The sequence below is a fragment of the Oribacterium sinus genome, assembly GCF_963537195.1.
GTDB lineage: Bacteria > Bacillota > Clostridia > Lachnospirales > Lachnospiraceae > Oribacterium > Oribacterium sinus_A.
Genome location: NZ_CAUTEG010000028.1, coordinates 1 through 25088, shown reverse-complemented (window position 1 = coordinate 25088; position 25088 = coordinate 1). Strand labels below are relative to the sequence as shown.

Here is a 25088-nt window from a genome sequence, read left to right as displayed (position 1 = left end):
GCATTAAGGATTAAGAAAAGAACACGCAGTATAGCACTGCATCGCAAGGAATGAGATGGCAAGAAAAATCTGCTATCGAATCCGGCAAATAAAAAAACTTCGGGAACTCCACCCAGGATAACCCACGGCACATGAAAGGTTTACCTTAGTGCTGCTATGTTCCCATCCTGACACGGTTCGGTATCTCCCATTGCGTGGGGCCCAAGCTTCATCGCCCCCGAAGCCTAATGAGTATAACGGATTTTTAGAAAATTGACAAGGGAAAGGTTTGCAATATGCAGTTTTCGCAAATGATCTTTGTGGCGGGATTTCTCCCCCTGTTTTTGCTTTTGTATTTCGGGAAGAAGGAACTTGCTTGGAAAAATGCGGTGTTTTTCCTGGCATCTTGCTTCTTCTTGCTTTTTCAGGGACTCTTGGCAGTAGCCTTTCTTTGCGTCTTTACCCTTTTGGCTTTTTTTATGGGGAAAGCTTTAGGGCAGGCGACAGAAGAAAAAAAGAAAAAAATATTTTTCTTATCCTTAGCGGGAATTATCCTGCCGCTGGCTTTTTTCAAGTACAGTGCAGCTCTGCCCTTCCTACCGAAAATGGTAAAGGGCTGGATGCCCTTTGGCATCTCCTTTTACAGCTTCCGCTTTATAGCTTACCTTTACGATTGCTATCAGGGAAAGGAGGCGGAGCAGGACATTTTTTCCTTTTCTCTTTTTGCCTTTGCCTTTCCGGTGCTTTCTCAGGGGCCGATTCTTCGTTATTCGGAAATGCGGGAAGAAATCAAAAATCGTGCATTTTCCTATGAAGCCTTTTCCCACGGCCTGTTCCGCTTTACCTTCGGCCTGTGGAAAAAGCTGGCTTTGGCGGATGCACTGGGCTCCCTTTCTGTAGAAGTTCTTAGCTTGGACAGTCTGAAAAATGCTTCTATGCTACAGTCTTCTTCTCCGTCATTTTCCTTTCTGGCAGTCTTCCTTTCCGGTATTTCTTATATGCTGCAGATTTTTTTGGATTTTTCCGCCTATACGGATATGGCTATAGGAATCGGGGAAATCTGCGGCTTTACCCTTCCGGAAAACTTTCAGGCACCCTATAGCGCTCGTTCCATTCGAGACTTCTGGAGACGCTGGCATATTTCACTATCCATGTTTTTCCGAGACTATGTTTATATTCCGCTGGGAGGAAATCGAGTTCCCTTTCCTTCGCAGGTGAGAAATCTTCTTTTGATTTGGATTTTAACCGGAATTTGGCATGGTTCCACGGCGAATTTCATTCTTTGGGGACTATATTTCTTTGTTTTTATCCTGCTGGAGCTTTGCTGTAAGAAGCTGTGGAAAAGAATGAAAAAATCCGAAGAAGGAAATTTTTCCTTTGTCCTGAGATGTTTACAACACGTTTATACCCTGGTGGTGTTGTATTTTTCCTGGATCCTTTTCCGCTTTTCCGATTTCCAAAGCCTGAAAAATATCCTTTGGCTTCATACCCTGCCGAAGAGCCTGGCTTTAGTGGACGGAAAAACCCTGCTGATTGTAAAGAGCAACATTTTTCTGCTTCTTGTAGCTATTCTCTTTTCGGGTAATCTTTTGAGTAGCCTAGAGGAAGAATGGCAAAAGCTCCTGTTCCGGGGGAAATCCCGTTTGGCAAGGAAGAAAAGAGCAAGTCTTGGCTTTTACGGCATGGAGGATGCGGAGGAAGATTCTCCGGAAGCAGGGACAGATTTTCCGGAAGCAGAGAAAGATTATCCGGAGTCCGTAGTGGATACCCCGGAAGTAACGGCGATAGATGCCGGGGAAGCTGCTTTGAAAGGAGTTTCGGAAGCTACAGCAGATGAGTCGATTTTTGCTGCTTCTTCCGATAGGAAGGATTTATTCCCTGAAGAAAAATATCCTATGCTAAAGCTTAGCTTTGACGGGGAAGGCGATTCTAGCCCTGAGGAAACATGCGGGGAAACGGAAGTACAAAAGGAAGAAGCTATTTCACTTGCAGAAGAGATAGAAGCAGAGGCTAAAGCGGAAGCAGGAGTAAAATCAGAAGTAAAAGCAGATGCAAAAATAGAATCAGAAGAACTTTTGAGGGAAGAAAAGATGGAAGCAGAGCTTAGTCAAGAAAATCAGGAGGACTTGCTTCGCCATGAGAAAATTCTTCGAAGAATCCAAAGAAGAACAAAGCTTAGCATTTTCTTCTTAGACCATGCGGAGCAGCTGTATTTCTGGGGAAAGCTTTTGGCGGCGATTGCCTTTTTGCTCTTGTCCTTCGCTCTTATGGCAGGGCAGAGCTATATGCCGTTTTTGTATAATCAATTTTAAAAGAGAGCTGTTCTTATCTTGCGAGAAGGAAAGAATGGCAAATGCATAGATGGCGAGGATTGCACAGGGAGTAGATGGGCATGGACGATCAGGGAAGAGAAGAACAAATTACAGAAGAAAAGATTATGGAAGAAAAATTAACGGAAGAGAACATCACAGAAGAAAAAACTAAAGAAGAGTGCTCCTCAGAACAGAGCTTTACGGAAGAGGAAAGCATTGAAGAGAAATCTATAGAAGCGGAAACGCCTAAAGCGAAGCGTACAGAAGAGACGAGTCCGGAAAAACCCAAGAAGGATTTTCCCTATGCCAAGGTATTTTCGCTGGCTATGATGGGACTCTTGTGCTGCCTTTTTGTGCTGGGAGTGATTCTCCCCTTGAGACCGAGATATTCCGATGCGGAAAAGAGAGAACTGAAGCAGTTTCCTGCATTTTCCTTGCAGGGACTTTTTGCGGGAAGCTATTTCCGGGATATCACATCCTGGTATCAGGACAGCTATCCGGGAAAAGAGGAGTGGATGCTTTTGGCTTCGAAAACCAAGGCTTTCTATGGCTTGCAGGGAGAGCAGATTTACGGAGCTGCCGAGCAGGTCAAAGAAGAAATCCCTACAGGGGAAGGCGCTTTGGCGGAGACCTTCGCCTTAAAGAAGGATGGGGAAGGCGAACAGGACGGAGTAGCAGAGAAAAAGGAATCCGATGGGGAAGGCCGGGAAAAGGCGGAAGCCCGGGATAAGAAAGAAGGGAAAGAGCAGCTAGAAGAAGGAAAAGGAACAGAGGAAAAGCAGGAAGAGGCAGAAGCAAAGCAAAGCGCGGAAGCAAAGCAAGGCTCCGATGCAAAGCAAGGTACAACGAAAGGGAAGGAAGAAAACAGCAATTTTGAAACGGATGCGGAGGGAAATCTGCAGATAAAGAAGGCGGATAAGGCGGAAAATGTAGCCGGCGAACAGATTGGAAGTCTCTATCTGAACGGAGATTCCGCCTATGAGCTGTTCTATTTCAGTGAAAAGGCGGTTCGTGCCCACGCTTCTTTATTAAATACGGTGCAGGCCATGTTTCCCAAGGTGAAGCTTAGTGCCATGATTGTGCCCAATTCCTTTGGCGTGATTTTGGATCCGAAGGTGCAGGAAAAGCTGGCCTCTTCCGGGATGGATCAGGCCATTGCCTACAGCTATAGTCTGATGGATAAAAGAGTCAATACGGTAAATGTTTTTGACGCCCTTTCCGCACACAAAAAGGAATACATCTATTTCCGGACGGATCATCACTGGACTCAGCTTGGGGCTTATTACGCCTATCAGGAATATTGTAAAAGTATGGGCTACAGCACCAAGCCTTTGTCTGACTATCAAAAGCTGGATTTCCCGGAATTTTACGGAACCTTTTACTTCTTTATGAATCGTCCGGAAAGTTTGAAGGGGCACCCCGACCAGGTAACGGCTTATCAGGGAAGCATGAATACCATGCAATATACTGACAGCAAGGGAAATCTTCAGGAAGGAAAGTTGATTAATGATGCCAGCCAGATGCTTCCCGGAAATAAATACAACTGTTTTATGCTGGGAGATCATGGCTATGTGGAAATCCATAATGAAGGGGCTCCTCGAAAGAAGAGCATTTTGGTCTTAAAGGATTCCTACGGAAATGCCTTTGTGCCCCTTTTGGCACAGGATTATCGGGATGTTTATGTGGTGGACTACCGGCATTATCAGGGAAATGCTTCCTCTCTGATTCGGGAAAAAGGCATTGAGGAGATTTTATTCCTGAATAACATTATGGGAATCGGAGAAAGCCTTTCTCAGAAAATGCTGGCGGTATTTCAGTAGGTATAGAGCTTGCACGGAGATGGTTTTGAAGTCGGCACCGGAGACATTTTGAAGCCGGTGCTGGAGACCTTTTGAAGCCGGACCGGGAAATAGTTCTCATTGACACAAGTATTTATATCCCTTAAAATAAGCTTGTTAAAAGGTTGAATATGGTAACAGAGAGATTTTTGCAAGGGATTTTTGGCATGGCCAACCCTGCTTTGCTTCACATATTTGTACATTAACAAAAGAATAGTGAAGGAGGTACAGACATTGAACCCATTGGGAATCGCCATCATTGTAATTGTGGCGGCAGTGGTGGGGGCAATCATGTTCATCCTTGGACAGAATAAAGAAAGAACCAATTATGCTCGGAAGGTAGGAACTGCTGAGGAGAAGTCCAGGGAGATTATTGATGATGCCATTCGCACTGCGGAGAACAAGAAGAGAGAAGCATTACTAGAAGCAAAAGAAGAAGCACTGAAGGCTAAGAATGAGCTGGATAAGGAGATTAAGGATCGTAGAAGAGAAATTTCCGACCTTGAGAAGAGAATTTTGAAAAGGGAAGAAAGCTCCGAGAAGAAGGCGGCAAGCTTAGAGAAGAAGGAATCGGATCTCCAGAGAAAAGAGGAAGGATTACAGACCAGGGAAGGGGAAATCGAACAGCTTCATAGTCAGAAGCTGATTGAGCTGGAAAGAGTTTCCGGCTTAACCAAGGATCAGGCCAGACAGGAATTGTTGCATTCCGTAGAGGAAAGCATTAAGCACGATACCGCTTTGTATATTCGGGAATATGAGGCCAGAGCCAAGGAAGAGGCGGAGAAGACCGCCAGAGAATACATCGTAGAGGCTATTCAGCGTTGTGCGGCAGACCAGGTAACCGAGTCTACCGTTTCCGTTGTACAGCTTCCCAACGATGAGATGAAGGGAAGAATTATCGGACGTGAGGGTAGAAATATCCGCACTTTAGAGCAGCTGACCGGAGTGGAGTTGATTATCGACGATACACCGGAGGCGGTGGTGCTGTCCGGTTTCGATCCTATTCGTAGAGAAGTAGCCAGAATTGCACTGGAGAAGCTTATTGTAGATGGCAGAATTCACCCTGCCCGCATTGAAGAGGTGGTGGAGAAGAGCCGTAAGGAAGTGCACGACAGCATTAAGGAAGAGGGAGAGTCTACTCTCCTGGAGCTGGGCGTTCACGGTGTGCATCCGGAGCTGGTTTTCCTTTTGGGAAGAATGAAGTTCCGTACATCCTTTGGACAGAACGCTTTACAGCATTCTATAGAGGTTGCGCAGATTTCCGGCCTTTTGGCACAGGAGCTGGGCTTGGATGTCCGTATGGCGAAGCGTGCAGGGCTTCTCCATGATATCGGAAAGGCCATTGACCATGAAGTGGAAGGAACCCATGTGGATCTTGGCATTGAGCTTTGTCAGAAATACCATGAGCCTGAACCCGTTATCAATGCTGTGGCATCTCACCACGGCGGAACGGAGCCCACATCCTTGACTTCCTTCATCGTGGCCGCAGCGGATGCCATTTCCGCAGCAAGACCGGGAGCCAGAAGAAAGGCTTTGGAGACCTATACCAACCGTTTGAAGGAATTGGAAGAGATTGCCAACTCCTATCACGGCGTAGAGAAATCCTTTGCGGTACAGGCGGGACGAGAGGTTCGCATTATGGTAGTTCCGGAAGAAGTGAGTGATGACGATATGACCATTATGGCCAGAAACATTTCTCAGCAGATTCAGGAGCAGATGCAGTATCCCGGCGTGATTAAGGTAAACATTATCAGAGAGTCAAGAGCAGTAGATTATGCGAAATAAGGCTTCGGCACAGGGTTCAAAAGAGCTTTGTGCCGTTTCTTTGATTTTCCGAAAGTGAAGCAATCCGCTATTTTCCTTAGGCGGATTTGGATAGAGAAGTAACGAGTTTAGGAGAAATTTGTCTTATTCTAAGAAGTAAGGATTTTAAGAGAAATTTGTCTTATCCTAAGAAGTTCTTTCAATATTTTTTCTGATTCTCCACAGAATTTTTGTTAAAATTTCGGAGAGAAATAGAAGGGATAAGAAATACATTTTTGCTAAGTTAACGGACATATTGTTGGAATATGAGGTTCAAGAATGGGAAGAGAGATAAGAGAAGGAGAAAGAGGACATAAGAGAGGAAAGAAGAAATCCTCTGCCTTTCGCTTTATCCGGAGGCTGTTTCTGGGCAGTGTTTTGTTTCTGTTTGTGCTTTCTGTATTGGGCTATGTGATTTTTATCCGTCCGGAGGTGAATCGTCTCCGGGGGATTGCCTATGATAAGCTGGCAGGCAGTAATTTAAAGGATTTAACCAAGAGAGCGGATACGGTGGTTTTTGATACAGACGGACAGCAGCTTGGCACCATTAATGCCGGGCATTTTGTGTACGATAAAATCGAAGACATTTCCCCGAATCTGCAAAATGCCTACATCGCCCAGGAGGATAGAAATTTTAAAACTCACCACGGAGTGGATTATAAGGCCACACTTCGTGCGGTTTTTCAGCTGGTCAAAAATCGGGGAAGAATCACCCAGGGCGGTTCTACCATTACCCAACAGGTGGTGAAGAATACCTATCTAAGCCAGGAGAAAACCTTTACCAGAAAGATTGTAGAAATCATGTTGGCGCAAGAGCTGGAGAAGATGTACAGCAAGGCCGACATTATGGAGATTTACTGTAATACCAACTTCTATGGAAATAACTGCTACGGAGTGGAAGCTGCCAGCCAGTATTACTTCGAAAAGCCTGCAAAGGACTTAACGGTGGAAGAAGCGGCGATGTTGGCAGGGATTTCCAACGCACCTTCCCGATATGAACCGGTGCGCCACCCGGATTTGGCTTTAAAGAAGCGAAATCAGGTCTTAAAGTCTATGGAGACAGTGGGATATATTACAGAGGCGGAATATGAGGAGGCCATCGGAAAGCCTTTACAGATTTCCCAAAATGTGCAGAAGGGTACGGATGAGGATTATATGAACTCCTATGCTCTCTATGCGGCTACCATCCGTATGATGGAGGTTAATAAATTCCCCTTTACCTATCATTTTGAAACCCAGGCAGATAAGGAAGCTTATCAGGATCAGTACGAGGAACAATACAATTTTTACAATCGGGAGCTTCGGGCGGGAGGATACAAAATCTATACCTCCCTGGATCCTAAAATCCAAAACATTTTACAGGAAACGCTGGACAAGGGGCTGTCCAAGTTCCAGGAGGTGCAGGAAAACGGAAAGCTTTCCATGCAGGGAGCCGGCGTAATCATTGACAATAAAACAGGTTATGTGGTGGCTACCGTTGGAGGAAGAGGCACCGAGGACAAATATAACCGTGCTTACTTAAGCTATCGTCAGCCCGGTTCCGCGATTAAGCCTTTGCTGGATTATGCACCGGCCTTGGATCTTGGAGAGTACAATGCGGCTTCCGTTATTGACGATCACAAGTTTGAAAACGGACCCTCTAATTCCGATGGCAACTACTATGGGGCGGTGACCATGAGAGAGGCGGCCAACCGTTCCTTAAATACGGTGGCTTGGCAGATTTTGGACGGCATCGGCATTCAGAACGGTTTGGATTATTTGGAGAAAATGCATTTTTCCGGAATCAGCGTGAAGGATAATGATGCCCTGGCAGTTTCCATCGGCGGCTTTACCAACGGCCTTCGTGTGGTGGATATGGCGAAGGGTTATTCCACCTTGGCCAATGGAGGCGTATACAGCAATAAAACCTGCATTATCAAGATTGAATCCGATAAAGACGGCGTGGTGGCGGATGAGAAGACCATCCAGAATACCCAGGTTTTCCGAGAAGATACCGCCTTTATTATGACGGACATTTTGAAGGGAACCATGAATACGGAGTATGGTACCGGCCGTGGTTTACAGCTGAAAAACAAGATGCCGGCAGCAGGAAAAACCGGAACCAGTAATGGCTCAAAGGATACCTGGTTCTGCGGCTATACCAAATATTATAGTGCGGCAATCTGGGTTGGCCATGATATGCCTGTGGAAATGCCGGGAATCTACGGTGCCACCTATGCCGGAAAAATCTGGAAAAATACCATGGATATTCTTCATGAGGATCTGGAGCCGGAGGATTGGGAAGTGCCGGATACTGTAGTCAAAGAGGCGGATGAAAAGTCCGGCATTACAGACTACGTTTCCAAGACCGCAAAGCAAAGAGGCGAAGAGAATCGTAAGAAGAAGGCGGAAAAGGAAACCAAGGCACAGATAGAGAAGGACATCAAGACCTATGAGGCTATGAAGATTCAGAAGCTGGAGGATGTCTTTACTGCCAGAACCCTTTTCGGAAAAATCCGGGATTCCTTAAATGATATTACGGATGAAAAATTCAAAAAGGAATATCAGGAGCGACTCTTTACAAAGCAAAAAGAATTCCTGGTGATTGAGGATAAGTGGAAAGACGAGATTGATGCCTACATTGCCAAGAAGGAAGAAGAATCCAGAGTACAGGAATCTATAGCGGAAAGTAAGGCAAAGGAAGCGGAGGAAAAGGCGCAGAAGAATGCCAAGCGGGAGTCCTTCTTATCCGCATTGACCGGCTTGCAGAGCTTGGAGTATAGAGACGGAGATACGGAGGCATTGATTAATGATGCTATCGAGCGTTTGCAGGAGCTGAACGGCAGTGAAGACTATTACAGCTTGAGTCAGCAGCTGGATGCGGCAATTCGCCGTGTTAGAAGCCTGCCCAAGAAGGAAGAAGAAACCCTGGAGAGTAAAAGTGGAGAAGGCTCTCCCTTCTATAGCGGTCCGGGCCCGGGAAATTACCTTGGAGAGCGAGACAGCAACAACGGCCCGGGAGTAAGTCCATAGAGGGTTCTACGAAGGAACCGATTCGGGAGTAAGCCCATAGAGGGTTCTACGAAGGAACCGATCCGGTAGGAGTTCTTAGGAAGGAAAATGGTTTATGGCAATAGGGAAAATTCATCCGGCTTGCAAACAGTATTTATGGGGAGGAGAAAAGCTGATCCGGGAATACGGGATATCCTCTCCTAAGACTCCCCTTGCGGAAGCTTGGGTGCTTTCCGCCCATCCGGATGGAGATAGTCGTATCAGCTTTTCTGAAGGAGAGCTTTGTTCCGAAGGAAAGGAAACTTCTGAAGGCAAGGTTTGCTCCGAAGGAAAGGAATCTTCCGAAGGAGAGAGTTTTTCCGAAGAGGAAAGCTCTTCTGAAGGAGAAAGCTTTGCCGAATATCTTAAATCCCATCCTGAAGCAGCGGGAAGTTTGGGAAAAGCCTTTCCTTTTTTCCCAACGCTGATTAAACTGATTGATGCGAAGAAAGCCCTGTCCATTCAAGTGCATCCCGATGACAGTTTTGCTTTATCCCGGGAAGGGCAATACGGCAAAACAGAAATGTGGATTGTCTTGGAACGAGAGGAAGGCGCTTTCCTGTATTTCGGATTTCAAAAAGACTATACGGAAGAAGAAATCCGGAGAGCGATAGAGGAGGAAAACTTTCCTTCTCTTCTTTGTAAGGTGATGGTAGAACCGGGGGACGTATTTTTCATTCCGGCAGGAACCGTACACGCCATCGGAGCAGGTATCCTGCTTGCGGAAGTACAGCAAAATTCCAATCTGACCTACAGAGTTTACGATTATGGCAGAAAAGATGCCCAAGGAAATACAAGAGAACTGCATGTGGAGAAGGCTTTAGAGGTGATGAACCGAAAACAGCTTTCCGCATATAGGCAAGAAGCATTCAAAAAGCAAGGGGAAAAGCCGGTAGGAGAAAAGGCGGCAGGAGAAAGCGCGACAGGAGAAGAGGTGGCAGAAAAAAACGTCTACCTGGAACGAATCGGTTCCTGCGAATATTTTACAGTAGACAGACTTTTCTTAGAGGAAAATGCTTTCTACAGCGGAAAACTCACGGAAGAGAGCTTCCTTTCTCTCTTGGTTTTGGAGGGAGAAGGGGTGCTTACAGCAGAAACTAAGCATGCTAAGGAAAATCATCCGGATGGTTCTCCGGAGTATAAAGAGGAAACTTACTCTTCCAAGGGACAGAAATCCAAGTGCTTTGTAAAAAAGGGAGAAAGCTATTTCCTCCCTGCGGAAGAGGGACAGTGGTCATTAAAAGGCACAGGAAAGTTTTTATTGACTTTCCTTAGCGAAAAGAACTGCGTCCGGGAGGATTAAGCAGTTTAAAGTATTCAGTAACATTGAAGGCAAAAGTAATATTCAAGGGAAAAGCAATTTTCTAGGGAAGGGAAGGAAAAGTATGAAAGCAATTTCTGTAAAGCAAATGAGTTTAGCAGCCATTATGACAGCGGTAAGCTGTATCTTATCGCCGATTTCCATTAATATCGGGCCTGTACCGATTTCTTTAGGCACCTTTGCGGTTTGCTTATCGGTAACGATTTTAGGAAGAAATCTGGGAATGCTTTCTTACCTTTTATATCTCTTGCTGGGCTTCATCGGCTTGCCGGTTTTTTCGAATTATGGAGCCGGTGTGGAAAAGCTACTGGGACCGACAGGAGGCTATTTAATCGGTATGATTTTCCTGGCTTTCTTTGGCGGTTTTGCTGTGGAGCGTTTTGCCAAAAGCTTTGTAAAACAGTATCTGGGCTTGGCCTTCGGTATTGTTCTCTGCTATTTACTGGGGACTTTATGGTTGGGAAAGGTTTTGTCTATGGATTTTGGAAAGGCATTATCGGTAGGCGTACTTCCCTTTATTCTTCCGGATGCCATCAAGGTCTTTTTGGCACTGGCTTTAGGAAGGAAAATCAGGAGCAGGCTGTCGTTTTTGCAGGCAGAATAAAATTTTGGGTTAGGGAGTAAGGATGGAAGGTCAATTTTCAAGAACCGAGCGATTGCTTGGGGCTGAGGCAGTGGAAAAGTTAAGTAAAGCCAAGGTAATTGTTTTCGGTATCGGCGGAGTGGGAGGCTATTGTGTAGAGTCCCTTGTGAGAAGCGGAGTCGGACAAATCGATGTGGTGGATGATGATGTGGTTTGCTTAAGCAATTTGAACAGACAAATCATTGCCACAAGGGATACCGTAGGAAGAGCCAAAGTGGAGATTGCGGAGGAAAGGATTCATTCCATCAATCCGGACTGTAAAGTCCGGGCTTTTCGCTGTTTTTATTTACCGGAAACCAAAGATCAGTTTGACTTTTCTTCTTATGATTATGTGGTGGATGCAGTGGATACGGTGGCGGCAAAGCTGTCCTTGATTGAAGCGGCCAAGGAAGCCGGTGTGCCGATTATTTCCGCCATGGGAGCAGGCAATAAGCTGAATCCCGCCGGGTTTAAGGTGGCGGATCTGTATGAAACTAAGATTTGTCCGCTGGCCAAGGTAATGAGAAGAGAATGTAAAAAAAGAGGAATAGAAAGCCTGAAGGTGGTGTATTCCGAAGAAATGCCCAGAAAGCCCATAGAGCAAGCGGAAGAAGCGCTTCCCAAAGCTAAGGGGAAACGGTCTGTACCCGGCTCCGTTGCCTTTGTCCCTCCTGTGGTCGGTTTAATAATGGGAGGAGAAATCGTAAAGGATTTACTACAGTAATTCTCTGATTTGACGGGAAGTAAAGCATTATATTTTAGTTGAAATCGGAAAATCTTATGGCTTTTGGACTTATGATTTATCCCTTTAAAGACGAAAGTCTTTTGATAGGATAAAGGAGTGGAAGGATGTCACTGAGAAAACCCAAGGATAAGGAACTGGAAAGCTATATAGAAAACCATATCGAAGAAGCCATTGAAAAAGAATGGATTCAGGTGTATTTGCAGACCAATATTCGTGGATTATCAAAGCGTGTTTGCGGAGCGGAAGCTCTATCCCGTTGGATAGATCCGGTATATGGGATGATTTCTCCGGGGGAGTTTATACCCGTGCTGGAGAAAAAAAGAAAGATACATCTTCTGGACCGATATGTAATGGAAACGATATGTCGGGAGCTTGGAGAAAGAAGAAGACGAGGACAGTTTATCGTACCGATTTCAATGAACTTTTCCCGCCTGGATTTTGATGTGCCTAAACTTCTTCAAGAGATGGAAAAAATCATGGAAAGGAATTCCTTGCCGAGAAATTATCTTCATATTGAAATTACGGAAAGTGCCGTAATGGAAAATGAAGCCTATATGAAGGATACGGTAAGAGAATTGCACACTCTGGGCTATAAGGTATGGATGGATGATTTCGGCTCCGGATATTCCTCTTTAAATCTTTTGAAGGAGTTTGAGTTTGATACCTTTAAAATTGATATGCGTTTCCTCAGTGATATGGGGAAAAAGTCTCTTATAATCATTTCTTCTATTCTGTATATGGCGAAGGAAATCGGGATTCATACGGTAGCGGAAGGTGTGGAAACGGAAGAGCAATATCGTTTTTTAAAGGTGGCAGGTTGTGAAAGAATGCAGGGCTATTATTTTGCCAGACCTGAACCCATGAAGGAGTGGTTTGCTTCCACGAAAGAAAACTGTGAAATGGAGACGGAAGAAGATTGTTATCTGTACGATGAAATCGGTTTTGTCAATATCATCAGTCCCATTCCCTTTGACTTGGAGCGCTCCGATTCTTCCCCCAGCATTCATGGCTTTGAAACAGGTCAGCCGGTGGCGGTTATGTCGGAGATGGATGGGGTATTAAAACACTTGAATTTTACCAAGCCATATCGAAAGAATCTTTTGGAGCTGGGCTATGAGGGAACTCATCAATTTCAGGATTTGTTAAATGACAGATCTATTCTTTTTACGGATAAAATGCGGGATATTATGGATGTAGCCAAGGAATCCGGACGAATTGAAGCCATGGATTTTTTATCCGGAGGCAGGCATTGTCAATTCCAGACCAGATTGGTAGCCAGAAAAGGAGAGAAAAATATTTTTTTGGTGCGCTTGGATATCCTGTCCAATATCAGAAGATTTCAAAAGAATAAGGAGTTTCAGGAGGCATTAAGTCCACTATATACCGTCTATGATATGGTTTTTGTTTTTGATTTAAAGCAGAATATATTAAATCCGGTTTATGTCAACGAAATCTATGAAGGAGTTCATGAGAGTAGTAATCTTCGGGGAGAAATCGAAAAGTTTGTGGAAAACAAAGTCTATCCGAAGGATAAGAAAGCCTGCTGGCAGTTCTTAAATCCTGACACTATGGCGGAAAGAGTGGAATGTGCGGAGAATGATTTTCTTTTGGCGTATTTTAGGAGCAAGAATCGTAAGAACGAATATGTATGGAAGCGTTTCGTCTTAATCCGTTCTCATGAGCGTTCAAAGCAGGATAGGGTGATTTTCGGTATTCATACTTTGAATATGGAGAAGGTATCTATGATGCATAAAGAAGATTAAAGAATTATTCAGGAAGAGGACTTTTTTGAACGCCAGAAATCTTTGTATGGGTGTAGAAGATTGATGTGTGTAGAAGATTGACGTGCGTAGAGTATTGATGTGTGTAAGTGTAGAGTATTATGTTTAAGTTCGGAGTAGTACCAGTTTAGATATAGGGGAACAGAGTAGGGGAAAGTTTTAAGAAAGGATAAAGAATGAGTGACAGGGCAGATTCATGGTTAAATCTGGATTATGACACCATTACGTTACGGCTTAAAGAATTAGCATCCGCATTTCATGCCGTCAGTATTGTTAACCCGCGGAACAAAAGGGTGGTAAAGATCTATCCAAACCGCGTAGAGGAACTGCATTCGGTTTGTGATGCACGATGGAATCGAAGAGGAGATTGTAAATTTTGTATTGTTGCTAAAGCCATGTCTACCAAGGGCCGGGCAGAGAAGTTTGAATTTATTGATGATGATATCTATTTTGTGATTGCTCAATATACGGAAATTGAAGGAGTGCCTTATGTTATTGAAATGGTGTCTTCCATGGAAGAATCTGCTTTAATGGGGGTTTCCGGAACCGGTGGAGTGATTGAAAAGATAGCGCATCTGGATATGGCAATCTATGCCGATAGTCTTACCAAGGCCTGGAATAGAAGATTTTATGATGAAAAGGTACAGGAAAAGCAGTATCAAGCTCTGGCCATGATTGATATTGATCATTTTAAAGATATAAATGACGGCTATGGTCACGTAGTGGGAGATTTGGCTTTGAGATCTTCTGCGGATTTGATTCAATCTTGTGTTCGAAGCTCGGACCAACTGATTCGCTATGGGGGAGATGAATTCATTCTTTGCTTTTCCAAAATCACAGAGGAGGCTTTCCGCAGAAAGCTTCAGCGTATCCGTAAAAAGGTGGAGCAGCTATGCTTCAAAGAATATCCGGATTTGCATATTACCTTAAGTATTGGGGGCTATTATGAACAGTCTATCGTACGGAATCTTATGCCACTAGCGGATCGGATGTTATACACGGCAAAAGAGCAGAGAAATACCGTTAAAATCGGGAAAACGATTGTGCTGGAATAAAATACTTATTCTTTACGAAAAAAATGTCGAAAAAGTATTGTTCAAAAAGTAAAAAGGAAAAGTAGAGAAGGAGAAACAATGGAGAATTTGATGGACAAAAGGAAAGTACTGTTTTTATTTCTGCCGTTACTTGTATTATTTGTTTATGACCGCATTGGAGATGTTGTAATCTTCATTATTCATAAAGCATTTGACTTATTTGCCGTAAGTGAGTCATTTATCGATACCAGTGCCAGCTTTATCGATGCAACCACAGCGGTGGTTTTATCGGTAATCTGTTACCTGTTTTATCGAAAGGTCTTTCCAAGAAAAAAGGCAGAAGTAAGTTTACCGCTTTGGCAAAATATTCTCTTTGCCATTGTCATTGGATTTGGTGTAGGAGGATTGGCAACCATCTGGTTGAATTTTGCAGAGTTTGTGGGAAATAATATCTCCTTTTTAGGAAAAGAATCAGAGGCTTTTTCCACACTTTACGATGATTTGGATCAGGGACCCTTTATCTGGACTTTCTTAGCCATCGTGGTTGTGGGACCGCTGGTAGAAGAGATTTTATTCCGTGGAATTATTTTTAGCAGCTTTGAAGAGGTAACAGATATTCTTTGGTTCCCTGCTGTGCTTTCCGGTGTGATGTTCGGCGTATGGCACGGAAGCTTCATTCAGGCAGTGTATACCGCTATGACCGGTATAGCCCTCGGTTATTTCATGAAGAAAAGCAGATCCTTGTTTTTCACAGTACTGGCTCATGGCGTAAACAATTTAAGTGGAACCCTGCCTCCATTTTTAGATACAGATTTAATCAATGGATTTATTAATGTAATGTCTTATCTTTGTATTATCCCGATGTTTTGCATTTTTGCTTATCTTCACTTCCAGGGGAAGAAAGAAGCAGAATTAGATAATCCAGAGCTGTATACAGAAGAAGAGCCAGCTCCAGCAGAATAACAAAGGGAAGATAATGGAATAGAAAACTGGAGCCCTTGAAATAGAATAGAGCTAAAGGAAGGAAGAGCATAAGGAAGATGCCCAGCAGCATTTTCTTTCTGCCTTCCTTTTTTCTTTTCTTTTGTTCACGGTCTGCAAGAGAAGAAACAAGGGAAGAAACAGGAGAAGAAGCAGGCGAAGAGGCAGGAGAAGAAGCAGGCGAAGAAGCAGGAGAAGCAATAGAAGAAGGCAAGTGAAGAAATGCCAGGAAGCCCTTTTTCTTCGGAATGGTATTTGCTACATCCGTATAGGAATGCTCTTCTGGAAAATGATTGGAATCTACAGCGGATTGTGTAGTAAACTCAGGCGTTTCCTGCTCCTGTTTTTGGAAGGAAGAGCTGGAGCATTGGCATAAATCCAATTCCGTATAATTCTTTCCGGAATCTTCAGGGAATTGAGCAGTTGTTGTTTTTTCACCTAGAGGCTTAGGGAAGACTCGGGACGATGCTTTTTCACCGGAAAAAGCTTGGGAAGACGGGTGGGGACTTTTCTGAATGGCATTGGAGAGACTTATTGCCTTTTCTTCCGATTTTGGAACAAGCTGCTTCTGCTCTTGAATATGAAGGATTTGCAGGATGCGGGATAATTGCAAACCGCCGTGTTTTTGCTCTTGATACAGTAAAAAAGCCGCCAATACTACAGCTTCCTCTTCTTCATCAATATTTTCCAATATCTGCTCCAAAAGAGCAGACAAGCCTTCCTCCGGATATTCTTCTTTGAAGGGAATAAGAGGAAAGAGAAAATGCTGATTTTCCACATCATAAAAGATTTCTTCCCAGTCAATAGATAGGAGAGAAGGAGAGAGAAGATATTCCTCCATATTTCGTAGGGCATTTTGTAGAGAGGAAAAAAGTGCACTAAGGTGCTGCAGTCGCATTTTCCTTTGAGAAAAATACAAGCAGGCTCTTTGATAGGGAGAGAAATCATACTGTAAGAAATTCTCCCCTTCTTCCTCCAGCAGACGAAAGGATAAGGTTCCCGGAATTTGGCATTGCCGAAGAATTTTTTGCTCATGATTTTCCTCTTGAGGAACGTTATGAAGATACATAAAGCTGTGTTGAAAGTCATTTTTAAATTGAGGACTGTAGTTTGACATGGATGTTCCTTTCTCTATCTGCGCTTTTATGGGAATCTATTTAGGAGCACTTGTGAATTAAAGGCTATGGGAGTTCTTGATTTTCTGTCTTTTCCGGATTGTTATTGGCATCCTTCGCGTCTTCCTTTCCTTCTGCTTGAGAGCTTTCGTCTTTTTTTCGTATGAGTAAATCCTCAGCAACGGAAAAGAAGCGAGTATAGAGCTCTACCTTAAAATAGTCCTTGGGTTTTTCCAGACTATGGCTTTCTACTTCTTCGTGATAGGCTGCTTGTGCTTTCTCCCGTATACGTTCATGCAGTTGAATATTTTCTTGTAAAAGGATTACCAGGCATAAAAAACAAATACCTAAGAGAACAGTGGTTTCAATGGTATGCATAGGGATTCCTTTCTAGTGTATGTAAAATCAATTATTTCAAAGCACAGATTATTCTTTTCCCTTTTGTTTAGAAAAAGGAAATACCAAGCAAATACAGTACTCCGGGGAGAAAACAGGGAAGGAAGGGAAAACGGCAGTTTTTAGGATTTTTCTTTTTCAGCTTGCAGGAACAAAACAAAAACATGGATACTATGGTGGAACAAGAGAAGGCGGTAATAATCAAAAAGAAGAAATGATAAGCATTACAATAAAAAGAGGAAAGCAGAATAAATAAACTATCCCCGTAGCCTATGGCTTCTCTACTCCACTTGGAAAGGAGAAGAAGAAAAAAAGCGAAAAGAGTAGGGAGAAGGAGCAAGGGGAATTCCTCCATGGATAAGGAAGAAAAGAAAGCATAATAAATCTTCCTAAAGAAAATGCTATGGATGAGCAGGATTCCCCCAAATAGCAAAAAAATCATAGAGGGTATTCTTCGCTTTCGACAGTCAAAAAAGAGGGTGAAAGCAAAGAACAGGAGAAAAAGAATTCCTTTGCTGATAGTAAAATACTGTGGTTCCGCCATACTCTTTCCTCCTGTTTCTGTACAAGTTTTTCGATTTATTTAAGTCTTATTTACCGCATCTGGGACAGGGATGTCTGCCCTCCTCTAAAGCCTGCTTGAGCGGAATCTTATGGACACTGGAACGCATGGCCGGGCAGTCGGTGCTGCTGTGATATCGCCTTCCGGCTTCGGTGTAGTACACTACAGGACTGTTTGGATCCGGGTGGCAGGCTTTGCAGGGACAGAATTTTCCACCGTATTTTGCATTTGTACCGTCGATTTTTCTGGCGCTGCAGCTTAGAAAGTCATTGGAAATGTAAGTGCAATCCGAAGACAGATGATAGACCTTGGAAGGCCCGTCTATCACGTAAACCATTTCCTCCTCATTCTCTTCTTCTGCATTTTCTTCTTTTTCCCAACGGGCACCCTTGGCACCAACCCAGGCTCTTCTATGGGCAACGATTTCCTGTCTCATGTTCTTCTTTTGTAGAAGTCCGAAGGGTATGGGTTCGTCGTACTGTAAGTTCAGATAAATATCTTCTTCGGTAATATGGGAGCGAAAGCTTTGAATGTTTTCCATTCCCTCCGTGGGAATAGTATTCGGGAGAAGGATGTCTTCTAGTGCGGTTTCCGAAATTTCCAGAATCTGATCGATGTGCTCTATATCCGCGATATCTGTTTTTTTCAATCCATAGTGTTCCAGATATTTGGCCATACAAAGGATTCTGGCGTTCTTCTCCATTTCTCGGCTGATGCGGATTTCCCGGTTCAAGATAAAAAGGGGAGTCATCAGAATGATGATGGCAAAAAGAAAAAGGCTTAAGGAAAAGGCTGCTTCTATCGTCAGGGAGGCAAGCAGATTCTTTTGAAAGGAAGAGGAGAATAAAGCCTCCGCTTTGTCCACTTTTTTTCTACACAGTCTTGGTTTTCGAAAGGAAAGAAAATTGCTTTGGCCTCTCATAAATACTCCTCTTGCTATTTTTTATAGGAAAACGGATCCATAGCTCTTTTAGAACCATAGCTTGTTTAGAACCATTGCCGCTTTCGTGATATTCAGTATTGGAATCTTAGTGGCTGAGATTTTTGTATTTATAGTCGGAATGAAGGGTGAATTGGTAGTGCTCTTCCGGGCGAAGCCCCAGACTTTCCAAAAATCCTTTATGGTAGAGGCTGTGCTTAGACTTAATTCCGGCGTCTGTGGAAAGAAAATACAGGCAATGCTCTAATTGAAATTGGCTTTCCTTTTCTGATACGGTGCTTTGGATATTCTTCTCCATGCAATACAGCATTCTGTCATTGACTTTGCTTTGGGACAAACAGCCGGAGGCAAAGAGAAAGGCTCTGCAATAATCTTGATAGGATAGTCCGTGCTTTCCCTGATTTTCGTCGCCACCTTCTTCATTTATGTTGAAAGTAAGCAGGTGAGATAGTGAGAGCCGCCAGCTTTCTTCACTATGCATAAGAGGAACCCGTTTATCATCCAAAAGCTGTCTGACATCGATTAGAGATTGGGCAAAGGCCCAAATACCGATGACGAAGAGGGTAAAAACCTCTATCACGATGGGGTTTAAAGTAACGGCAAGAAAGGCTGTGACAAAGGCTTTGGCTTCTTCCCGCATCTCCGGACTTTTCATTATATAGATAAAGTTCATAGCTTCTCGGAAAGCTAGAAGAGACAGGACCTGTGCCGAAAGGTTTGCATAGTCGCTCTTTTTCTGGTGGATAAGATATTCCACCTCCATGCCGTTTGCTCCGCTATAGGGAATGGATTTATCGTCATCCTTTTTATGATAGGAATGGAAGTACCGTAAAGAGTATTCTCCCAAAAGCCCCACCTGTAAGGGATTGGCCTTGGAGTTTGTAGAAAATCCGGGAGGTACGGCGTATTTTTCATCATCACTTGGACAGGGTACTCCCTCGGGAAGGAGATATTCCAAGAGCTTTTTCTTACCCAGATTTCTAAGGTTTTCCAAGGCTTTTCTATTTTGCTTGTTAATTTTTGTGACCTGTCCGTTGTAGGCCGGAAGGGAAAAGCTGTTCCATTCTGCTTCTGCGGAATGATAAAAGTCTTGAATTTCTTGGGATAAGTCTTCTTCATCATCGTCCTCCTCGTCTTCATTTTCCCTTCTTGCTTCTCGTACTTCCTCCAACCATTCCTCAAAGTCTTTTACTTCTTGCTTCACCGTTTCTGCCTGTGCTTTTAAGCTGTCACACTTTGGCGGAAGAGCTTCAATGTTTTGCCTTATGCTGCCCTCCGCATCCAAATATTGGTTGTAGCTGCTTAATTCAGCCTCTATAGCGGCAATGCCGTCTTCTTCCAAATTTGGCTTTTCTTCTTCAAAGTGTTGCCGCAACTGGGCTACTTTTTCCCGAAGGGAATCGGCAGTGGATTGGTACCTTGGAACAGTTTGCTGAATTCTTTCCAGTCCGGCAGTAAAGCCGGCACAGGAAGAATAAAAAGCTCCCGGATTGTGGGCAGAAAGTGCTTTTGCGCCGTTCTTATGCTGTGTTGCACAAGCTTTGCACTCCATATCGATGGTCTCAATCAGTCCTTCCAAGGCTTCAATATCTCGATGGCTTAGGGAATATTTTTTTTGTAATTCTTCTATGCTTTTGGATTCTTTTTCTTTCTTTTGAAAATCCTCCAGAGTAGCAAGGGCTTCCGTGTCTTCTTTCTTCTCTCCTAAAAATTCTATGGTATCCTTTGCCAGAAGTGCCGGCATGTATTCCAGCACTTCTTCTTCAAAATAATGGTCTTCGCAAAGGATTCCCCGATTGGGAAAGAGAAAGTCTTCCTTCTCCACCTTGCATGGAAAGAGATCCTTGGCTTCTGTATAAAGGGAGGTGAAGCCCTCCAGTTCTTCTTGCAGCAGCTTATCATCTCGATATTCCAGGGCATATATACGGTAGTTTTCCCAAAGAGGCCTATGAAATTCCGAAAAAAGGGATTCCATGGCACTGTTTAAGGCGGTTTGCATATAAAGCTTTTGGGAGATTGTTCTGGCGGATTCCGCAATGGTAAGCACCAGTGCAGCTACCAGAACAAAGATTAGGGAAAGAAATACCGTAATCGATGCGGAGAATTGTTTTTTCGCCATAAACTCTTCCTTTCCAAAAAGGGGAAGTATCAAGAAAGCACTTTAAATACCCTTACTTTGATCTTCGATTTTTTTCATAATCTCTTCCAGCACTTTAACAATTTTTGCTTTGAAGATAATAACTAAGCCGATTAAGACCACCATAATGAGAACCAACTCAATGGTGCCGATGGCCTCATCACCATTCAGCAAATCCCTTCGTTTTTTCCTGCAATGTTCTATTCTGGAAAAAAGCCAGGCGTCCACTGCATAATGGGCATCTTCTAATGCGTATTTGTACATCGTAACCTCCTTTTGTGTGCGGCATGATTGCCGAGTGAATGTATGGGCAAAGAGAATGCTTGCTGTTTTCCAAGAACTCTCTTCGTCTTTTTAGTGTAGGGATTGCATGGCCGGATACAGAATCATCAGCATAATGACAAAGAGCTGTAATATTAGAGGAAGCAGAAGCTTGGTTCCGGCTTCCTCTCCCAGACGCTTTGCCATATGTTTTCGTACGGAAAAAGCTTCCTCCATTTCCATATGGAGCTGACGGGAAAGATCCTTGCTGCCATTTTTCCTGTTTTGTTCTATGAGACTGATGAGCTTGCCATAGGGCTTTAAAGCAATTCTTTTCGAAAAATTCAAATAGGCCTCTCCCTCCCCCACATTGCTTGCCAGCTGGTTTAAGAGGGTATTTAACTCCTCATATAAGGGGTGGGATTCCTGATGACAATTTTTCACCAGATAGTTGTAGTGCTTGGCTATTTCCGAAAAGCTGTTCCGTATGGCCAGGCCTGCTCCAAGATAAACTACTAACTTGGAAACCAATTCTGCATAATCCAGGGTAAGGGAGGACAGTCTGGATTTTTGACGGGTTTTCTGTTGCTCTAAAGCTTGCAGAGGGAGAAGAAAGCAGGCAAAAAGACCTAAAAGCGGAATCAAAAGATAGCGAAAATTCTTTTTTTCGGAAAAATGAATATGATGCCCCATAATTTCTTTGGGCAAAAGCAGTTTATCCGTGGAACGGGTATGTTCATTGCTGTACTGTAATGTATTTTGAAGGGCCATTTCCAGGGCTTCGGTTTCACTTAGCTTTAAGGGCAAAATACGAAGGGCATAGGAGTAGGTGGGTGAGTTGTAGGTGATTTCATTATTTTCGTTAAAGAAACTGCTGATTTCATCCCCTTCCACTTCCTCTTCAGGATGAATATTGGCGCTGAGAACTACTTCCAATGTTCCTGTAAGAATCTGGTCTTTTTCCAGATATTCATGATGGATTTGTCCTGAGTCTTCTAAAATATCTCTATACTTTGTGTAGCTTTTATCGCTATCTTGAAGGGGAGTTTCCTTCTGATTGATCCATAAGCTTTCCGGACGAAAACTCCAGGTAGCTTTGATGTTTTCCGGATTAAAGATTTTTTTGAGCTGTATATTTCCGGAGATACCGTCAAAGCTGTCTTCCTCGCTTAGAATTAAGCTTTCCATTTTGCCTTGCAGCTTCGCAAAAGCTCTATCCGCTTCTTCCTTGCTGTAGAGCCTTGGAGATACCGTGACATAAATTTCTTCCTTTTTCTTTCCTGAAATTCCCGTAACATTGAGGGGAATTTTTTTCTCTACTCCTCCTATAGGCTCTCTTTGGATTTGATTTCCGGGGAGGAGGAATTGCTGCTCTGTTCCCTGCATGAAGAGGAGTGCAGCAAGAAGAAGGGAGACAATCAGAATAAGGATTTGCTTTTTCAGTAGTTCTGTTTTAGAGCCCGGAATACGAAACCATAATTTTTTGAGTTCTTGCTTTATAGTGTAGGGGTTCATAGATAGTCCTTTTTTGGTGACAATAGATTCCATCTGATAAGCCTTATACGGGGATGGCAATAATCTTTTGGGAGAGGTAAATAGCCAGAAGGTATATACAGAGACAGAAGCTCATTATCACTCTTCCCATAAGACTGGAATAAAGAATCCGGAAAAATTCGGGAGAGCTGGCATTTAGATAAAAAATCATAAAGAAGGGTACACCGTTCATTATCTTTTGCTCGAATCGTCTGGAAGCATTGAGAGTGATGATTTCTTCGGTAATAGTCAGTTTATCCCGAATAATCGTACTGCTTTGCTGAATAATCTGAATCAGATCTCCTCCGGAGCGCTTTGCCACCAGGAAGATTTCCGAGAAATTATGGATATCATCAACACCGGAACGAAGAGCAAATTGGGAAAGAGCTTCTTCCAAAGGGCGATTCATGGAAAGGGAGCGTTTGATTTGCTTCAGCTCTTCTACCATATAGCACTTCTTCCCCAAAAGATTTTCCAGATCCGGGATGCAGGCGAATAGGGCATTTTCCAAAGAATATCCGGCACTCAGATAGGCACTGAGGATGGAAAGCATTTCTTTAAATTGGGAAACCAATACCTCCTGTCGCTTTTTTCTTAATTTATCTCTTTGGAGAAAAGGATAGAAAAAACTGAAGGGAAGCAGAAGTAAAAAGAAGAGAATATGCTGATAAAAGGCATAAGAGAAGAGGAGAAGGAGCAATAGAAACTTGACCCATAGGAAGAGGTATTCCGGAAGAAAAATGATGTACTCTCTATAATCGACTACGGAGTTTGTCTTCGTTATGGAGATCCGACAGCTTTTCAAGAATTTTGCCATTGTATTGATATAATTTTTTGAGTTTAACTTCTCCATTTTCAATCCCCATTACTTCCGATATTTCCAAAACCCGCCGTTTGTGATCCTTGGTTCTCCCAAGATGAACCATAATTTCAATGGCGGAGGCAATCATGTTTCTAATGGATGGGAGAGGAAGATCCGCACCCTGTAACACCATGGTTTCCATTCGCTTTAACATATCCGTAGAGGAATTGGCGTGACCGGTGGAAATGCTGCCGTCGTGACCGGTGTTCATGGCGTTTAACATATCCAGACATTCCTTTCCTCTAACCTCTCCAACGATAATGCGGTTCGGGCTCATTCTGAGGGAGGCTTTAATTAAATCGGAGATACTGACGGCGCCCTCTCCCTCTGCATTGGCATTTCTGGTTTCTAAAGAAACCAGGTTTTCCACGGATTGAATCTGTAGCTCCGCGCTATCTTCGATGGTAATAATTCGCTCCTCCTTAGGGATGTACTGAGAAAGTGCGTTTAAGAAAGTGGTCTTTCCACTGTTGGTACCGCCGGAAATGAAAATGTTATAAGAGGAACGAACCAGAGACTGCAGAAAATGACTTGCTTCCTCCGTGAGACTTTCCAGTTGAATTAACTTTTTCATGGTGATAGGCTCCGGAAATTTTCGTATTGTGACCGTAGGTCCCTTTAGTGCAATGGGGGGAAGCACCACATGAACACGGGAGCCATCTTCTAAGCGGGCATCTACAATGGGACTTTTGGTATTTACCGCACGATTGATTCGGGAAACAATCTGTTGAATCAAATCCGCAAGCTGTTCTTCACTTTGAAAGGAGCCCTGCCAGCGCTCCATTCGCCCCTTTCTTTCCACAAAGATTTCTTTTGGACCGTTTATCATGATTTCACTGACCGTACCGTCATCCAATAGTTCGGAAAGTAGATCCAGCCTTCGAAAGCTGTCAAAAACCGCGCTTCTTAAGTAGAGTTTTTCCCGCAAAGCCAGATCCTTTCGGCTTAAAAGGGCGGAGTCGATTTCCTGATACAAATGGCTGTCACTGACTTGTTTTTCTTCCAAATCCAGCAAAAGCTCTTTTTTGATTTCTTGTTTTACCTGATCCAGGGCCAGCACTTTAAGCTCCTTTCCGATTCATATTTCGATTCGCATAGCGATTCTTGTATCGCTTCTTGTATCTATTCTCATTTCTAATTTTATTTTTATTTCTATCTTTATTTCTATTTTTATTTCTATTTTTGTTTCTATTTCTATCTTTGTTTCTATTTCTATCTCTATCGCTATCTTCCAAATGCTTATAAAGCCATTTTTCGGTATTGCTCTGCTTCTACCTGCTCCTCTTCATAGACCTGTCGTAATAAAAGCTCCCGGCAGTATTGTTCCAAGGCGGGGAAGGAGGCGCTTTCTTCTGTCAGAGTGGGGAGATTGCATTGGATGAATTTTTCCGCTACGCCTTCTCCTGCATTTTTCTCCAAGTATTGTTGAAGAACGGAAAGCTTAGTCTTGCTTTTTCGATCTTCCAAAACCGGAAGAAAGACTTTTCTGGCTAAAGTAAAACATTCTAGATAACGACTCATACTGCTGTCGGTATCTACAACCAAGGCATCGGCCCCCGCTTCTTCTGCAATTTTTTCCAAGAAAAGAGAAAGGTCTCTTTGAGAGACACTGCTGATATCCTCCGGACTTCGAACCGGATGGATGGTGACATAGTTATCCTTGGCATAGGAAAGGGCTCGTAAAATCATCGGAGTCAGATGATTTTCCTTAAAGTGATACAGGGCTTCCGTTAAACATTCCTTCTCCTTTTCCTGATCCTTTGGAGAAAAGGCGGACTCTTCCAGACTGAGATCGGAAGAGCACACGTCTGAACTCCAGTCACAGCGATAGATCTC

At 43.5% G+C, this 25088-nt stretch carries 19 protein-coding genes and 1 other RNA gene; 10 read left to right on the top strand and 10 right to left on the bottom strand.

The window, feature by feature from the left end:
* Nucleotides 1–107: 107 nt before the first annotated feature.
* An RNA gene (ffs, locus tag RYL27_RS05050) (signal recognition particle sRNA small type) lies at nucleotides 108–207 on the bottom strand.
* Between the two features lie 68 nt (nucleotides 208–275).
* On the opposite strand from ffs, the gene RYL27_RS05045 reads away from it, so the two are divergent.
* The 10 genes from RYL27_RS05045 (at nucleotide 276) to RYL27_RS05000 (ending at nucleotide 15428) form a co-directional block, all read left to right on the top strand.
* The gene (locus RYL27_RS05045; protein ID WP_314965684.1) at nucleotides 276–2291 is read left to right on the top strand and encodes an MBOAT family O-acyltransferase; all 2016 of its coding nucleotides are present in this window, start codon (nucleotides 276–278) and stop codon (nucleotides 2289–2291) included.
* An 80-nt stretch (nucleotides 2292–2371) separates the two neighbouring features.
* On the top strand, nucleotides 2372–4111 hold the full coding sequence (locus RYL27_RS05040; RefSeq protein ID WP_314965682.1) for a DHHW family protein: 1740 nt from the start codon (nucleotides 2372–2374) through the stop codon (nucleotides 4109–4111).
* A gap of 252 nt (nucleotides 4112–4363) precedes the next feature.
* Entirely contained in the window at nucleotides 4364–5914 is a 1551-nt protein-coding gene (gene rny / locus RYL27_RS05035) for a ribonuclease Y (protein WP_304069283.1), read from the top strand.
* 297 nt (nucleotides 5915–6211) lie between these two features.
* A complete protein-coding gene (locus tag RYL27_RS05030; RefSeq protein ID WP_314965679.1) occupies nucleotides 6212–8944 on the top strand; it encodes a transglycosylase domain-containing protein in 2733 nt (910 codons plus the stop codon).
* 94 nt (nucleotides 8945–9038) lie between these two features.
* Entirely contained in the window at nucleotides 9039–10265 is a 1227-nt protein-coding gene (locus RYL27_RS05025) for a class I mannose-6-phosphate isomerase (protein ID WP_314965677.1), read from the top strand.
* A gap of 82 nt (nucleotides 10266–10347) precedes the next feature.
* A complete protein-coding gene (locus RYL27_RS05020; protein ID WP_314344005.1) occupies nucleotides 10348–10887 on the top strand; it encodes a biotin transporter BioY in 540 nt (179 codons plus the stop codon).
* Nucleotides 10888–10909: 22 nt separating this feature from the next.
* Complete coding sequence (locus tag RYL27_RS05015; RefSeq protein ID WP_314965675.1) at nucleotides 10910–11629, top strand: tRNA threonylcarbamoyladenosine dehydratase; 720 nt, start codon at nucleotides 10910–10912, stop codon at nucleotides 11627–11629.
* Nucleotides 11630–11754: 125 nt separating this feature from the next.
* Nucleotides 11755–13413: an EAL domain-containing protein gene (locus RYL27_RS05010; RefSeq protein WP_183683875.1), complete on the top strand. Its 1659-nt coding sequence runs from the start codon at nucleotides 11755–11757 to the stop codon at nucleotides 13411–13413.
* Nucleotides 13414–13607: 194 nt separating this feature from the next.
* Nucleotides 13608–14486, top strand: a complete 879-nt coding sequence (locus tag RYL27_RS05005; RefSeq protein WP_314327543.1) for a GGDEF domain-containing protein — start codon at nucleotides 13608–13610, stop codon at nucleotides 14484–14486.
* 78 nt (nucleotides 14487–14564) lie between these two features.
* On the top strand, nucleotides 14565–15428 hold the full coding sequence (locus RYL27_RS05000) for a CPBP family intramembrane glutamic endopeptidase (RefSeq protein ID WP_308579355.1): 864 nt from the start codon (nucleotides 14565–14567) through the stop codon (nucleotides 15426–15428).
* On the opposite strand, the gene RYL27_RS04995 is transcribed toward RYL27_RS05000, so the two are convergent.
* The 9 genes from RYL27_RS04995 to RYL27_RS04955 form a co-directional block, all read right to left on the bottom strand.
* Nucleotides 15319–16563 (bottom strand): DUF6382 domain-containing protein, encoded by a 1245-nt coding sequence (locus RYL27_RS04995; RefSeq protein WP_314965669.1) that lies wholly within the window; start codon nucleotides 16561–16563, stop codon nucleotides 15319–15321. The two genes, RYL27_RS05000 and RYL27_RS04995, sit on opposite strands and share 110 nt — an antisense overlap.
* Nucleotides 16564–16627: 64 nt before the next feature.
* On the bottom strand, nucleotides 16628–16939 hold the full coding sequence (locus tag RYL27_RS04990) for a hypothetical protein (RefSeq protein WP_314636951.1): 312 nt from the start codon (nucleotides 16937–16939) through the stop codon (nucleotides 16628–16630).
* Between the two features lie 67 nt (nucleotides 16940–17006).
* A complete protein-coding gene (locus tag RYL27_RS04985) occupies nucleotides 17007–17501 on the bottom strand; it encodes a hypothetical protein (protein ID WP_183683866.1) in 495 nt (164 codons plus the stop codon).
* Nucleotides 17502–17547: 46 nt separating this feature from the next.
* Nucleotides 17548–18441 carry a hypothetical protein gene (locus tag RYL27_RS04980; RefSeq protein ID WP_314965666.1) on the bottom strand — a complete coding sequence of 298 codons (894 nt, stop codon included), beginning with the start codon at nucleotides 18439–18441 and terminating at the stop codon, nucleotides 17548–17550.
* Between the two features lie 106 nt (nucleotides 18442–18547).
* Nucleotides 18548–20578: a DUF5702 domain-containing protein gene (locus tag RYL27_RS04975; protein WP_314965665.1), complete on the bottom strand. Its 2031-nt coding sequence runs from the start codon at nucleotides 20576–20578 to the stop codon at nucleotides 18548–18550.
* A 42-nt stretch (nucleotides 20579–20620) separates the two neighbouring features.
* Nucleotides 20621–20860 (bottom strand): Flp1 family type IVb pilin, encoded by a 240-nt coding sequence (locus RYL27_RS04970; protein WP_314965663.1) that lies wholly within the window; start codon nucleotides 20858–20860, stop codon nucleotides 20621–20623.
* Nucleotides 20861–20950: 90 nt separating this feature from the next.
* Nucleotides 20951–22372 (bottom strand): hypothetical protein, encoded by a 1422-nt coding sequence (locus RYL27_RS04965; protein ID WP_314965661.1) that lies wholly within the window; start codon nucleotides 22370–22372, stop codon nucleotides 20951–20953.
* A gap of 43 nt (nucleotides 22373–22415) precedes the next feature.
* On the bottom strand, nucleotides 22416–22964 hold the full coding sequence (locus RYL27_RS04960; RefSeq protein ID WP_314965659.1) for a type II secretion system F family protein: 549 nt from the start codon (nucleotides 22962–22964) through the stop codon (nucleotides 22416–22418).
* Nucleotides 22965–23142: 178 nt separating this feature from the next.
* Nucleotides 23143–24312: a CpaF family protein gene (locus RYL27_RS04955; protein ID WP_183683857.1), complete on the bottom strand. Its 1170-nt coding sequence runs from the start codon at nucleotides 24310–24312 to the stop codon at nucleotides 23143–23145.
* Nucleotides 24313–25088 lie beyond the last annotated feature (776 nt).